The organism is Spirosoma knui (genome assembly GCF_054780635.1).
The window spans coordinates 15,330-30,068 of sequence record NZ_BAAGVY010000016.1; the positions used below are offsets into that span (position 1 = coordinate 15,330).

General features: G+C 50.0%; 12 protein-coding genes. 6 read left to right on the forward strand and 6 right to left on the reverse strand.

The window, feature by feature from the left end; all coding sequences use genetic code 11:
* Window positions 1-174: 174 nt before the first annotated feature.
* On the reverse strand, window positions 175-3,798 hold the full coding sequence (locus ACYVIY_RS25120; protein WP_460979277.1) for a choice-of-anchor Q domain-containing protein: 3,624 nt from the start codon (window positions 3,796-3,798) through the stop codon (window positions 175-177).
* Window positions 3,799-4,698: 900 nt separating this feature from the next.
* On the opposite strand from ACYVIY_RS25120, the gene ACYVIY_RS25125 reads away from it, so the two are divergent.
* On the forward strand, window positions 4,699-4,944 hold the full coding sequence (locus ACYVIY_RS25125) for an HNH endonuclease (protein WP_460979279.1): 246 nt from the start codon (window positions 4,699-4,701) through the stop codon (window positions 4,942-4,944).
* A 675-nt stretch (window positions 4,945-5,619) separates the two neighbouring features.
* Here the strand turns inward: ACYVIY_RS25125 and ACYVIY_RS25130 are convergent.
* The 4 genes from ACYVIY_RS25130 to ACYVIY_RS25145 all read right to left on the reverse strand — a co-directional run bounded on the left by ACYVIY_RS25130 (window position 5,620) and on the right by ACYVIY_RS25145 (window position 11,223).
* Window positions 5,620-6,798 (reverse strand): hypothetical protein, encoded by a 1,179-nt coding sequence (locus ACYVIY_RS25130; RefSeq protein ID WP_460979281.1) that lies wholly within the window; start codon window positions 6,796-6,798, stop codon window positions 5,620-5,622.
* Window positions 6,799-6,862: 64 nt separating this feature from the next.
* Window positions 6,863-7,450 carry a helix-turn-helix transcriptional regulator gene (locus ACYVIY_RS25135; RefSeq protein ID WP_460979282.1) on the reverse strand — a complete coding sequence of 196 codons (588 nt, stop codon included), beginning with the start codon at window positions 7,448-7,450 and terminating at the stop codon, window positions 6,863-6,865.
* A 644-nt stretch (window positions 7,451-8,094) separates the two neighbouring features.
* On the reverse strand, window positions 8,095-9,636 hold the full coding sequence (locus ACYVIY_RS25140; RefSeq protein ID WP_460979283.1) for a sensor histidine kinase: 1,542 nt from the start codon (window positions 9,634-9,636) through the stop codon (window positions 8,095-8,097).
* Window positions 9,637-9,975: 339 nt separating this feature from the next.
* Window positions 9,976-11,223: an MFS transporter gene (locus ACYVIY_RS25145; protein ID WP_460979285.1), complete on the reverse strand. Its 1,248-nt coding sequence runs from the start codon at window positions 11,221-11,223 to the stop codon at window positions 9,976-9,978.
* Between the two features lie 285 nt (window positions 11,224-11,508).
* Here ACYVIY_RS25145 and ACYVIY_RS25150 point away from each other — a divergent pair, with 285 nt between their 5' ends.
* The 4 genes from ACYVIY_RS25150 (at window position 11,509) to ACYVIY_RS25165 (ending at window position 13,302) form a co-directional block, all read left to right on the forward strand.
* Complete coding sequence (locus tag ACYVIY_RS25150) at window positions 11,509-11,937, forward strand: antitoxin Xre/MbcA/ParS toxin-binding domain-containing protein (RefSeq protein WP_460979286.1); 429 nt, start codon at window positions 11,509-11,511, stop codon at window positions 11,935-11,937.
* Window positions 11,938-11,940: 3 nt separating this feature from the next.
* Window positions 11,941-12,408, forward strand: a complete 468-nt coding sequence (locus tag ACYVIY_RS25155) for an RES family NAD+ phosphorylase (protein ID WP_460979287.1) — start codon at window positions 11,941-11,943, stop codon at window positions 12,406-12,408.
* Between the two features lie 295 nt (window positions 12,409-12,703).
* A complete protein-coding gene (locus ACYVIY_RS25160) occupies window positions 12,704-13,102 on the forward strand; it encodes a hypothetical protein (RefSeq protein ID WP_460979288.1) in 399 nt (132 codons plus the stop codon).
* Complete coding sequence (locus ACYVIY_RS25165; RefSeq protein WP_460979289.1) at window positions 13,099-13,302, forward strand: helix-turn-helix transcriptional regulator; 204 nt, start codon at window positions 13,099-13,101, stop codon at window positions 13,300-13,302. Before ACYVIY_RS25160 ends, ACYVIY_RS25165 begins: the two co-directional genes overlap by 4 nt.
* 465 nt (window positions 13,303-13,767) lie before the next feature.
* Here the strand turns inward: ACYVIY_RS25165 and ACYVIY_RS25170 are convergent, their stop codons facing one another.
* Complete coding sequence (locus tag ACYVIY_RS25170; RefSeq protein ID WP_460979290.1) at window positions 13,768-14,193, reverse strand: YybH family protein; 426 nt, start codon at window positions 14,191-14,193, stop codon at window positions 13,768-13,770.
* A gap of 360 nt (window positions 14,194-14,553) precedes the next feature.
* On the opposite strand from ACYVIY_RS25170, the gene ACYVIY_RS25175 reads away from it, so the two are divergent.
* Window positions 14,554-14,685: a winged helix-turn-helix domain-containing protein gene (locus ACYVIY_RS25175; protein ID WP_460979375.1), complete on the forward strand. Its 132-nt coding sequence runs from the start codon at window positions 14,554-14,556 to the stop codon at window positions 14,683-14,685.
* The last annotated feature ends 54 nt before the right edge of the window (window positions 14,686-14,739 follow it).

The following is a 14,739-nucleotide window of genomic DNA, read 5'->3' on the forward strand; positions in this document are numbered from 1 at the left end:
GTCACAACCTACCCTAAAAAAGCTTCACTGTGAATTAGAAGCTATAGAATTAAGGCACTCTACCGCTCAGCAAGTCATCTAAGCATTAGAACATCGTAGACACTAAGTGGAGGTAAAGTGCATAAAAAAGCCCGACTACCAGACCGGTCGGGCTTTTTATAATTGATTGTTGAGTTAGGGTTTAACCACCTTCATGGTCTGTCGTTGGGCTGGCACACCGTTACCCGTTTCAATCACCACCTGCAAGAGATATACTCCACTAGCTTGCCCCTGCATATCCCAGTCAATGACCTGCCCGCTTTCGGCTTGCTGCCAGTGCTGCTGACGGACTGACTTACCATTTAGATCAACCAACTCAATCTGTAACGAACGCCCCTCAGCACCGCGTACAATAGCTCTGAGTCGATCCTGTTGAATCGGGTTAGGCGCTAGCTCGACCTGTAAAGGCGTCTCCAGACTAGCCACTTCCCGAGCCCGGCAACTCGCATCCACCGTTAAACGATACGGGCCGTAGATGGTCACGGTACCAGATTGATCAGTTGTTTTCAGATAGAAGTTGCCTTGCGTGTTAGTCTGAGCATTGATCAGCGTTAAGCTCGATGTTGCTGTACCCCTGAACAGTTGAGGAGTCTCCATCAGCTTAGGACTGGTAAGCGTATTCTTGTACCACTCGTACTTGACCGGAGCACCACTAACGGCTACACTGATTACGGCCGTTCCACCTCTACACACGGTAGGGTTATTGCCCCCTAGTACCGTCGTGGAAGCCGTAGCTGCACAGTTGTTGTCTTGCCGAGTAACGGTTACTGAGTAGACACCCGCTGTGGTTACCCGGGCCGTATTGCCATTGACCTGTTGAGTGCCCTGGCTAAAGCTATAGCTGTAGCCCTCACCGCCCGTAGCCGTTAGCATTACGCTGGCATTGGTAAAGGAGAGAGGACCGTTGTTGGTCAAGGTCACATTCTCAGGGGCACTTGTGTTGGCTGTTACCTCTGCAGTGGCCGTAGCTGAGCAGCCTGTACTGTTGATTACCGTCACCGAGTAGATTCCGGCATTGGTCACGCTGGCGGTGGGGCTAAAACCGGTTTGGGAGAACTGCCCCGGCCCATTAAAGCGATAGCCGGCTCCCTGATCTCCTCCTGTTGCCAGCAGGTTGACGCTGGTTTGAGCGCAGGTCAGCGTACCACTGCTGGTTAGAGAAACTTGTGGTAGTGGGTTCACACTGGGACTGGTCGTGGCCGTAGCCTGCTGGCCCTGGCTGCTGACCAGCAGCGTATAGTTCTGAGGGATTGAGCCAGTAGCCACCAAGCTCTGACTGAAAGCGCCACTAATCGAGCTACCCGATATGGGGGTGCCCACCCCGTTGGTCAGGGTGTAGCTGTAGCTGCCCGAGTAGTTGGCTACCGTAGCCGTGAAGGTCAGCGGACTGCCCGCACAGACGGGGTTGGGACTAGCCCCAAAGCTCGTAATGGTCGGGATGGGGTAGCTGACAGTCAGGCTGTAGACTGCACTCAGGCCCGTGCAACCCTGTTCCGTCTGGGCTTGCACGATAACCGAGTAACTGCCACTTTGGGTAGGGGTGCCCGCCAACAGGCCAGCCGAAGACAGGCTCAGCTCGTCTGGTAAGTTGCCACTCACTACCGTATAGCTGTAGGGAGTTTGTCCACCACTCGCTGAGAAGGATTGGCTGAAGTACTGACCAACCGTAGCCGTGGTCACTGTAGGATTGGTTAAGTTAATAACTGTAGGATTGCTCTGGTACTCATAAGCGCCTATGTCGATACGAGGCCCGTAGATGCGGGGCTGGCCGGCCAGATCGGTGGCTCCGCTGGTAGCGGTGGTGCTGGACGGTTCACCGGTGTTAAGAGCCTGAGAGCAGCTGTTGAGCCGCAGGTCCGTCTCGGAGACGAACGGTGAGCGGGTAGCTACTTTGTTCTCAGTGCCTGAGTAACTAGTCTCACCTTGGCCAATCAGGCAGTAGTTGGCTATAATACCGTTGTTGTTGAAATTGACAATGGCATTATCGGTGGCTTCCTCATTGTCCCATAGGATGGTGTTGGTCAGAGTTGCTTGGCTGGATGAGTTATACAGAGCGGCTCCTTGAGTGGCTCGGTTCCGGGTCAGGGTACAGTTGGTCAAGCTAGGTTCACTGCTGTCCTGACTGTAAATGCCCCCGCCTATTCCAGCCGTATTGCCTTGAAAGAGACAGTTGCTTAAGCTCAGGCTGCTGTTGTTCCTATTGAAGAGGGCCCCGCCCCGTTGGTTAGTCGCCGTATTGCCATGAAAGATACAGTTGGTCAAGCTATGGTTGCCGCCATCATTGTAGATACCTCCGCCGTTGTCAGCCGTATTGCCCTGAAAGAGACAGTTGATCAGTCTAAGGTTGCTGTTGTTGCTATTGAAGAGGGCCCCGCCTGTTCTAGCCGTATTACCCTGAAAGAGACAGTTGCTTATAGTGGGGCTGCTGTTAAAGTTGAAGATACCCCCGCCATAGTCAAGGAGGCTACTCGGTACAGTAGCGTTGCCCCCGGTAATGACAAAGCCATCCAAGAGGGCACTGTTGGTCAGCCCTTGAGGGTTACGGATGACACTGGAGCCGTTGCCCGCCAGCGTACTGGAAGAAGGCCCGCTACTAATGGGGTTGACCGAAGGACGCTCACCCAGGCTGCTCTCTGTGCCTACAAAGCCTCCATAGATGGCTACCCCTGTCTTCATGGCAAAGCTGGCTCCAGCAGCGGGCTGGTAGCGTCCCCCGGCCACCCAGACCTGCTCCACACCTTCGGCGTTGATCATAGACTGTAAATCACCTGAGGCATTGGCCCACGAAGAGCCGTCACCCGTGCCGTCCTGCTTGACGTAGCAAATAGGCAGCGTTTGGACATAGGAAATAATCACCAGCCCACTGCCTGAGTTGCCATCCGTAGCACCGGTCTTGCTGCTTGGGTTGGTGCCCGCGTTGAACGAGCCGCCACCCCCACCAACGCCATAAACACTTTGAGTACCTCCGGCACCACCACCCGAGTAGCCCCCTCCGCCACCGCCAATATTGAATCTATTTCCAAAACCACCACCGCCGAAACCTGCAGATCCATCGCCGCTTCCACCGCCGCCGTTAACGAACGCCTTGCCAACACGATTATTATTTCCTTCTCCATCGGTCAGCAAGCCTCCACCCGCTCCATAAGTGCTTACCGACTTGCCCCCCTGTCCGTCGGTTCCGCCAGCGCCACCTCCGCCAGCACCCGCTCCTCCGCTGGTGCCTGCCTGTCCATGCTTTAGATCAGAATCAACATTTCCCCCTCCCCCTCCGCCACCTGCGATGATTAACGGCTGGTTAGTGCCTGAAACGACGAAAGTGCCGCCACCAGCATCATTGAAGCCGCTAGTAACTGGTTGCTGGCCTACCAGAATGCTAAGCTGCTGACCTGGGGTAACCGCTACCGTGCCGGTGATGATGGCTCCTTTACCAGCTGGGTAGGTTGAATTACCATTATTTGCCCCTTGAGCCCCACGTGCTTCAATCGTCAGGGAGGTCACCCCAGCGGGTACGGTCCAGGTGACGATTTGCCCTGAGTAGATAAAGGTTTGCGTTGTGGCAGCGGCCAGCCGACTATTAGGCACTGGCCGTGTGATGGTGGCTTTAGCTGGGGCAGTAGCTCGCTTCAGCAGGGCAGGTACCGGCTGGCTGCGGGGTCGATCCCGGCGCGCATCACGCTCTGGGAGTTGAGTTTGGGCCTGAGCCAACAGGCTGGCTAAGCCCGTCATAAAGACAAATAGACACGTAAATAGATGTCGCATATCCTACCAGAGTTGAATAAATAAGGGAAAGAAGAAAAGCTAAACCTGACTAGTGCACCCACGACTCTACATCAATTGATCGTCAGGTGCAAGCAGGCTTATTGTGCGGGTAAAGGTAGGGTAGCGATATGCTCAAAGTCTATCACAAATGTTCCATTTTTTGTACTATTGTTGCATTTCAGGTCAAACAGCATATTTTTTGGCTGCTATTCCAGATCGCAATCTTAAAGTTTTACTTCAAGTAGGCCTCAGGGAACAGAGGGGGCAGGCCCCATAAGGAGCCTTGTGGCCTGGGCTGCATCTGTCTCAATAAGTTAACTTAACCAGTGATGAACTGAACGAATAAGCGGAGGCAGGGGGCATAACAAGCCGGGGCTTAGCGCGGATATCCGACAGCTTATAAATAGCTAAGGAGATGACAATTCATCACCCCCTCAGTGGCTCAGGTTTAAATACGGTTTTGGCCCGTATTTGAAATACCGCCAGAAACGGCATTTAGTAGCCTGGACAGAGAGGCGTATTTTTGGCATTTCATCAAATCATTTACCCAAAATCTCCAAAGTGCATAATGGGTATTCCTCACGTTACTTCCCGTTACTTTGACCAAAACGAGCCGGTTTGATCTAGGCGGTTCACGCGGGCACGTACGGATGTAAAAACTCTTCAGCGAAACCCTGCCACATATCGCGAAATTAGTAATGGTTGCAACTACCAAAGCGGGCCAGATTTCAAATAGCCCGCTTTGAGTCAACCAAATAGGTGTAAATAAGTGTTAAAATGGTCTTTTTGGGCAACTTTAACCATACGTTTTCATTTGACTACAGGGCAAAGCAAAAGCGACGTTTATGCTTGTCAATCAAGGCATTACATTTCTATTTGAAATCTGGCCCGCTTTGGTAGTTGCAACCCAATGAGGAGAAGTTAGATAAATACAACGGTCTTCTGCTAGCCCGTCACGTGGATAAGTTATTCGACAAAGGTTGGATATCTTTCTCGGATGAAGGCGAGGTGGTAGTCTCCGATATAACGATTAAGCAGGTGATGGATGCTTGGGGCCTTGATTACACCAAGAATGTAGGATCCTTTACAGTACAGCAGAAACGGTACTTAGCGTTTCATAGACAGCATATATTGATCAAGAAATGAAGCATTAAGTGAGCCAGTTCTAGCTGTATCGTTTCGTTACCTTTCTCGCATCGCGATGACCTCTATCAATCGAGAACTGCCTTGGCACGAGTCACCAGCGACAAGCTTATACCGAATCCGGACGGTCAGCTCTCTAGAGGTCGCCTTATCAAAGGGGAGGCAAGGTTTGGGTACGGTACTGGTCAGACTCGGCTTGAATCCGGTAGCCACTTGCACAAGCTGCGGCGGCGGCATTCTCGGCGGTGGCGAACCAATATCCCAAAAGCGTTGCTTGTTCTTCCCGGACATCAACCTGATCAGTACGGCAGCTTCCTAAGGTTAAAAGCATGAAAAAAAGAGGACGAGTGGTTTCATAGCGGTAGACGTTTAGGAGTAGGATCTCCTCTTTAGGAGATGGGTTGGAAGCAAACCCAATTTTTTAGTATCGTCGGCGACCCAAATAAGTACACAAAATGAAAAGAAACCACTTCGTCTCAAGCAGGAACCTTTTCTGAGATAAAGGCAGCATGGTTTAGTTTGAACTTAAAAGGTTTACTAAACGCCCTTTCTGAGCAAGATCAAATGTCTCACGAATGAAGGATTTGAGAGATGAGACTTGTTACTTCTCCAGACAAATGTCACTTATCTTTTTGTCCAGTAAAAGTTAGCAAGTCCACTCTCCAACTGCCTAAATTGCTACTTCGACCGGGTAGCCATCAGCGCATTTGGCTGCATGTAGATAAAACCTCCTCGATTATCAATGATAACATTATAGTACTTGAGTATCTTTATCCCGAGCTTTTGATGTCCGGTCCCAGGAGCCGCCCTATCCACAAAAACAGGTACATTCTCAAAACGCGTACCACTCACTTGCAATACCGGCAGATCGACCGTAAGGTGAGAACCCTGTTTTCTTTTTTTGGCCTGCCCCAGTCCGATCTTGTTAACAAACCAATCCGCTACCCCTGCGTTCCCCATATGTCCGGTGTCGTACATGAACCAATCCGAATAGCTCACCTTATCCACCACGGCATCCGCTTTGATGAACGGTACAATCCCATATTCAAGAAACATCGCATGCTTTATGTACCCCGGTCCTATGACCGGCAGCTGGTCATGGATGACCATTTTCTTCTGGTCATAGATGATCTCAATGACCTTATCCCCGAACAGGTTGCCCAATAGACCATCGTCCTTGCCCCGAAGGTTATCGGCGGTGGTAAACCTTACCTTCTCCCAGTACAAATTCCCAATTTTAAGTGTATTGCCCGTACTTGCCGGCATACGATGGGTACCCTTGCTGTTGGTGAGCACATCCGAAGCATCGAATTTCATCTTCGCCTTCACGCCACTGCTCTTTTTAACGATTTGCGGCATCGCGCCCAGATCGAACTGAAAATTCAGAACCTTTGCTCCGTTGACCAGCCCTTGAAGATAGATCTTATCGTTATCACCCACCGAGAACTCTAGCGTATCGGTAGAAGGATTGGAAGGGACAGCCAGCCGCTTATAACTGGACTTATTGCGATAGACGGAGCGGATTCGGGTATAGCAACTGTCTTGGCCATTCAACAAAATCACAAAATCATATTCTTGGCCAAAACGCACATCAAAGGAAATCGAATCCTGGTCGGTGATGAAGCTCACCTGGTGGGCATTCTCCGGAAATTCAACGTAATAAGAATCCGGCTTCCGCTCGGGCATCAGGTACCAATAGTCCTTTTTTAGATGCGTACCGTCAACGATCGTAACGGTCTTAGTGTTAGCGCGAATCACTGGCAAGGTCTGAGCGAAACTAACTAAAGGAACGATAAAAAGACCCATCAGCCATGGGATTATCGAGGCGAAACGGCTAAATGCTCTTTGATTATTCATGTAAGTTTGAATTTTTTCGGCAAACTTACTGGTCCAGAACAGACAAAAATAGAACAAGATTAGCCTAAAGCAGACGCACCTTTTTGGGCAGCACCCCGGTATAGGCCTTAAAGGTCCGGATAAAGTGGCTCTGATCGGCAAATCCGCAGGCATGAGCTACCGTGCAAAGGGAATGCGAGGGATCGCACAACAAACCAATACTGCGGCCGATCTTCAGCCGCCTTAAATACTCCCCCAAGGTGCATTTGAAATAAACCGGGAAAAAGCGGGATATCGTGACGGGGTGCACCGATACCTCAGCAGAAAGATCAGCCAAAGAAGGCCACTCGCTCCAACGGTCCTCAAGCAGTACCTGGATGACAGCTACCCAGGACGGGGTCTTTCCCAGCTTACCAGTTGTAGTCGTGCTCCCCAGCATCAGCTGAACCGCCGAGCTTACGTAGGGCTCCTGTCCAGATAGTTCATTATAGATCTTTAGCAAACTGACCCGCATCTGGGCTGGGTTGCGCGTAGCCCCTATCATGTCCTCTTCTGTCAGGCCGTACCGGTTAAGAAAAGATTCGTTGAGTTCCAGGTTGATATGGGTAGAAAGGGCCTTAGGAATGGTCTGGTGCAATTCCCCCGATCGGTAAAAATGAATGTCCCCCGGCATCCGCTGGTAATGCTTTTGGCCAAGCCTTTCGCTGCTTCCCCCTTTCAAGACCAAGCTGAAATGTGGGTCGCGATGGGCATGTACAGTGGTATCGCATCCATAAGGCGAATAATGTACAGCACTGGCGATCAGCCCGCTGTGCACAAAACTGGTTTTCACTGTCCCAGAGGATTCCCCCTCTGTTAAAACCTTCGGCATATCATTACCCTCTCTTAGCCTTTATACGCTACAGCTTTGATTTTGCATTTTCATTTTTAGCATCCTGGGCAATGGCCTCCTTAAGAACGCTCATCGCCTAACCTAGCTCATGCTTATTTTACCTGAATTGAACCCAAAGGAAAAGCAGTGAAAACAAGAATTTTTTCATAATACTTGGCTATTGCCCAATATCAATAGCCTTTGACAAAATTTGTGCCATCAAAATATAGCACTAATAATGAGTTGGTTATAAATAGTTTAGTTGATTTTTTGTCCAAAATCGTACAATATGTGTCCGAAAAACTGTCTCTCCAAACGCCCGAATTATTGACACGCTCTCGTCTCAGTTAGGAGCCTTATTTGAGAATGGACTCTGAAGGAGGTTGGTGTATCCAAAAATGACCACCTGACCGGATGAGCAACAAAACAGGGAATAACCCAGGGAGTTAAGCAGGCAGGTAGACGGTGAAGGTGGCCCCTTGACCAGGTTGGCTGGTGGCCGTAATAGCCCCCCCATGATTGGCGACAATCTTTTCACAGATGGCTAAGCCGATGCCCGTACCCGCATACGCATTTTTGCCATGTAGCCGCTGAAACACCTGGAAGATGCGGTCGGCGTACTTTTCATCGAAACCAATACCATTATCAATGACGGCTATTTGGTGATAAGTGCTTGACGATCGGCCCGGTTTGACGCCAGTAGGCAGCTTCTCAGCAGCCAGTAAGCCCACCTCAATTTCGATTAAGGGCCGTTGGCCGGGACGGCGGAACTTTAAAGCGTTACTCAGCAGGTTCTGAAAGAGTTGGTTGTACTGCGAGGCATTACCGACAACAGTAGGGAGTAGATCAACCCGGATTTGGGCGCCTAACTCCTCTACTTGAAACTCCAGGGTAGTCAACACACCCTCCACTACGGTTTGCAGGGAGATGGGGTCACTGGCCTCCTGTTGAGTGGAGAGACGAGAGAAGTCCAGCAAATCCTTGATCAGCGTGGACATCCGACTGGCCGCCGATTGCATTCGATCTAAATACAGTAGCCCCTCGGTTGGCTGATCCGCATATTGTTTCCGAAGCAAGTCCCCAAAAGACTGAATCTTGCGCAAGGGTTCTTGCAAATCATGGCTGGCAATGAAGGCAAACTGTTGCAAGTTCTCGTTGGAGCGTTGCAGGTCATAATTGACCACCTGCAACTGGTGTGTTTGCTGAGCGACGCGTTGTTCGAGTAGGTCACTCGTTAGTTTATGCTGGGTAATGTCAACCACCATACCCACAAAGCGGGTTGCCACTCCCTGCTGGTCAAAATAAGTCTGCCCCTGCGCCCGAACCCAGCGTAACTGGCCATCGGTTAAACCGATGGTACGGTACTCGATTGAATAAAAACCGTCCTGATGACCTTGCAGGGCCGCCTGAACCACCGCGTCGGTTCGCTGCCGATCATCGGGATGCACCCCTTGCAGAAACAGCGGATAACTGACGCTGGCCTGGGGCGGTAAGCCAAAGAGGGCTTTACATTGATCCGACCAGATCAGCTCGCCCGTGGCGGGGTTGAGATCCCAGGTACCCAACTCGGTCGATTCGATAGCCATTTGTAACCGCTGCTGGGTGATTTTCAAGGCATGGATGTCAGTGACCGAGCCGACAAAGCCCATGAAGGTTCCCCGGGCGTCAAAGCGGGGGCGACCCGTATCGTTCATCCAGCGGTAGGTGCCATCGGCGGCCCGCAGCCGATAGTCCAGGACGAAGGGTTGCTGAGCCTGATTGGCAGCCAGGAAGATGTCGCCTGACGCCTTCGCATCGTCGGGATGGACAGCGTCCAGCCATCCCAGTCCTAACGCTTCAGTTGCGCTTTGCCCGGTATAGTCGTACCAACGCTGGTTGAGAAACACACAGGTAGCGTCGGGTTGGGTGACCCAAACCATCACGGGCAAATCGTCGGCCAAGAGCAGGAGCTGGTCTAACTTAGTTTGGTCAGGTAAAGCAGCGGGCATTATAGAACGCTTTATAGGACGCAAAGTTCGTTTATTTCGAGCATATTCGGGTCCCCAGTTGGCTAGAAGCCCCCATCTTGGAGAGCTCTTCAATTGGATAAATAACCGCCTGGCGAAGGTAATTGGGTGTCCGTAGACTTTAATGGCTCTGGGTCGCCTTACGTGTCTGCCAGGGGAAACGTGTAAGGTAATTTTCCAGGATAAAACTAATTTATAAACCTATTCATTTGCTGGCGCTCTTGATCTATAAACATGAATATTTATTTGTCTCAACTTGAGGAAGGTTGTGTGAAAATCAGCAAAAGAGTGTGCAGAGCAATTAAATGTTGATTGGTTCCATTATGTTCCACTTTCAAACAGGGGAACCATGGCTACTTCCTCCAAATCGGATAATTGATGCAGGGCCAATATTGGAGAAAACCTGATCACTAGCAATTGCAATAGGAAACCAACAGCCGAAAGCAATAAGCAGGCTTGCACACTAAAAAGGCTAGCCGTTACGGCACCGAGTAAAGCGCCAACCGGTCGGCAACCAAAAGTCGTTAACAGCATCACGCCCGAAACTCGGCCCAGTATTGGGATTGGGGTAACGGCTTGCCGCAGAGAAGTCGTGGTAATCGACCAGATAACAGGCCCAGCGCCAAACAAAAAATAGGCGGCTCCTGGCAATAGGGGTTCCGTTGACCACACCGTGAACAGCATTAGTACCGATCCTAAAAACGCCGTGGTCGGTCCTGCTAAAATCTGAAAGCCCAAGGGTAAATGCTTACTCAGGAAAGGGCTACCGATAGCCCCCGTAATCATACCTATTCCATACCCAGCTAATACCATCCCCAACACCTGGGCCGTAATGCCAAGATGGCTTATTGCCCAAGAGACAAAGACCGCTTGGAGAATAAACCAGGAAACACTAAATACCATACCGGTAACGATTATCGGGCGTAGAAATGAGTGGGTAAAGCAGAAAGCTACGGCTTCGTTAAGGCTGGTCGGCAAGGAGCTTGAACTCTGTTTAACGGCAATGCTGCTTAGGCCAGATAAAAGACTTATTGCTATCAGCGAGCAGACGGCAGCTAGTGCATACGCAATCGGTGCCCCGGACCAACCGACAATAGTACCCCCGATAGCTGGTCCTCCAGCATAAGCAAGGCTACGGGCCAGTTCTAGCCAACGGTTAGCTATGGGTAACTCGCTTCTACTCACCAAGGTTGGTACCAGAGCCGGAGCGGCTACACTATAGCACACAGTCCCGATCACCCCTAAGAAACCCAGCATGGCGAGCCACCAAAGCGTCATAGCGGATAAGGCAAGTAAAAGGATGATCAGCAAAAGCGAACACAGTCGCATGGCTTCAGCCCCCACCATCAACTTTTTATGCGAATACTGATCAGCTAGCCATCCAGCCGGCAGGGAAAGCAACAGAAAAGGTAGTGTCTGCGCTGTTTGAAGCAGGCCGGTTCCGACGGCATTCTCTTTTAAAACCAAGACGGCTACCAAAGGGGCGGCAGCCAGTGCCAGTTGCTCGGAGAATTGAGCGGATAAATTTGACCAAGCGAGCCTTTTGAATCCACCTTTTACTTTAGTCATTTGAGTATCTTCTGTAGTGTTATACGATTACAAAAGAATGACAGCTAGACCGATCAAGAAACCCGGATCTTGCTGGTTTTACCAAAATGATCTTACTTAGTTGGTGTTTCGTTGAACGCCCATTTTGTGGCACAGACTCACATGCTTGTATCGTTCTAACAAAGACACATACTACTCTACTCCATCAGCTTACCCTATTAGGCTAAACACAGAGACGACATCAATTAGAATGAGGAACTTGATGGAGTGAACTTTTGTAGTTACCTTAGTCTAAAACTTCATGCTATGGCCCTTGCATTGCCGCTTATTGCCCCCAACCCATCCTTATTGCCCCGGCTCTTGACTGAGCAGGAAATCATCGCCCGTAGTCGACAAGGGGTGCTCCGCGCCGAGGCTGACCGCGTAGCCGGTTTGGTGGGCTTAACCGATAAGGAAGTGGCGGCGGCCCTGGGCTTATCGGCTTCTTACCTGCACCGGCTGAAGATTGATCAGCGCATCAGTCAGGATGCCTCCGAGCGGCTGCTGCTGCTGGAGAACCTGCTCCTGCACGCTTTGGATACCTTCGAAGAACGTAGCAAAACCGTTCTTGGCTGGCTACGCTCACCCTTACGGGAGTTGGACTACCAAACCCCTTTACAAGCTCTGGATACCGTCACGGGCTATACGTTAGTTGACCGGGTGTTGGGCCGCATCGACCATGGTATCTTTGGATAAGGTATGGCCATCGTTTATCGCGTAGTGCGGCAGAAGTATGCCGACCGTCCCCTGGATGTTACCGGTACGTGGCTCAATGGAGGCCGTTGGAATCCACCGGGTATTGGCATCCTCTATACGGCTGAGCATCCCGCTTTAGCTTTAGTCGAGATCCTGGTACACATGCCCCAAGTACCCTACGATGAACTCCCCGCTTACCGGTTGTTCAGTCTGGAGTTACCCCAGGATAGCCAGCGAGTCGTGGACGCGACTCGCCTACCACCTTACTGGCAGGAGAACTCCTACCACCGGAGTCAGCATCTTCTCGCCGATTGGCTCGCCAAGCCGGATGTGTTGGCCTTAGGTGTTCCCTCTTCGGTGATGCCATCCGGGATTAACTACTTACTGCATCCGGCCCATAGTGGCTATGGCTCCATACGGGTAATTGAGGAGAAGCCTCTGGTGATTGATCCCCGCCTGTGGTCGAAGTAAGCCAAGGCAGCAGTAATTCCCTTCGTCTCTTTGTGGAGCGTTTTAAGAGAAAGGTCAAGACAAGCTGCCAGTAAAGCTTGAATCCGCTCCAGCTCAATCGGCGCGGGGTAAAGTAGACAATACAAGAACGCAACTCACCAAGCCCTTTCAGGATATAGGACACGTAGTGAGAGCCACTCTTCAGTACTTGACAAAATCATTGTTCTATAAATAACTATATTGTATGACTTTTTGTCAATAATACTTGACAAAAAGAAATGCTTACATATCTTTGTAGAGAACTAAATCATTGACCATGATGGAACAATCTAAAACAACCGTTAACCAACAATCGGTTCTCTTGGCTCTCCTGCATGTTGCCACCTATTTGCCCGCAACCTGGCTCTTAAAACATCGGCTCATTGACCAGCCGGTCTCACTACTACTGGCAATTGTGCCCATCATTACCTTCGCCCTGTTTATTTATAAATTTATCAAAGCCTTTTCGGTCATGGACGAAGTCAAGCAACGGGTTCAATTAGAAGCCGTGGTGATTGGTTTTTCATTGACCGTGATGTTGATCATGCTGTTGTTTTTGCTGAGCCTGTGTGATATTGCCAACCCCGACTGGTTCAGCTATGGGTATCTGGTTATGTATTGCTGGCTCTTTTATTTTATTGGCTGGGTTATTTCGAATAAAAAGTACGGGGTATGAAAAACACGCTTAAGGTGGAACGAGCGAAGAAAAACTGGACACAGGCTGACTTAGCCAAACACATCGGTATATCCCGACAGGGGTTAAATTCGATTGAAACAGGGAAATTTATTCCCTCCACGGTCCTGGCCTTACGGATGGCTAAAGCGTTTGATACGACGGTCGAAGTGTTGTTTCAACTGGATGATACCGAGTCGTGATGGGGGCAAGTCGGAATGAGGGTAGAAAGGAATCAACGACTGAAACTACAACATGTATCAACCGCTCGTAGAGCCTACCCATTTTATTAACTTAACTTCCCACAAATCCGCGCCCAGTATCGGTAAATACGGACTTGATTGTCTGCATATAGATAAAAGAAAGTAGTGGTGAACAACAAGTTTCCCTTATCCAGTTCAATTTCACGGCTTCCTAAGCAGTTGAAGCCTATCGTCAACGGTGAAAGAGGGATACGGGGTTGTTCTGGGAAAGCTTAACTCCTGGCAGTTTCTGGGTTGATTTGTTGTGTCCGCTTCGACAAACAACCGTTGTTGGATCGTCTGGTTTTAAGCTCATGGCCACGGATATGAATGCAACTGGGTCTCACTTTGGAGCCATATTTGAGAACAAAGAGTAGACTGGAGATTATAGGGAGTTAATCATCTATTCCTTTGCTCAGGGTAGGGCTACGGTGTCAAATCCGTTTTCGCTTCGCCTGTTTGAACATCGTAAGGATAGGATACATGCTGGTGGATCAGCTGCCACGCCCCATTTAGTTTCTGAAAGATTCGAGTCCCCCGCGAGTAGCTATCGATTGTGGTGCCATCGGGGGCTTTGGCTTGCATGTGATTGAGGCCCCAGGTAACGGCCATATCATCCCGAACCAGAATCTGTAGATCCGGGATATCCCACTGCAGTTGGCCATTGGATAGATCAAACCCCTGCTGGCAAACCTGACGAATCGCATCAATACCTACATATTGTAAAGGGGAATCGTGTTCGTAAGAAACCACATGGGGGGCAATATGGGCCATAACCGCATTGATGTCTTTTGCCGCCGTTCCTGCAAACCACCCTTGGTAAATCTGACGAATTTCTTCTTCGGTGTTCATTGTCTTACTGGCTTAATGACACGAATGAAAAAACAAATGTTGAGCAAGCGAATAAAGGGGAGAAGACAGCCCTCTTGCTTCATAAATAACGGCCAGGGAGGTCGTAAGCTGGCAATAAGCCGCTGACCTGCCTTACCCTTTACATTTATAAACAACTCATTATGAGCTTATTTGTTCCCATAAAGACTAGAGCAGGTTTGAGTTGAATGTGCGTTTGTTCTGAGTACATCCAGGCTTGTGAACCGCCAAGAGCTTGCTGATTCACAATTTTAACTAATCCCTTAGTTAAGCAGCATATACATTAATAGCTTTTTGTCTCAGCAAGGAGGTTTTAGCGCGTCGGCACATTTTACTCAGTTTGTGGGGGATGACAGTTACTTTGAGGGGCGCACCTTGGACGTATTCATCACGAGATTACGGAAGTATTTGAAGGAAGACCCGTCGGTTGAAATTCTTACGTTGCGGGGCGTTGGTTGCCGGTTGGTTTGTTAAGCAAGCTACTAAAATAACTAACGATGGTTCACAAAACGCCCCATTTTCGGACAG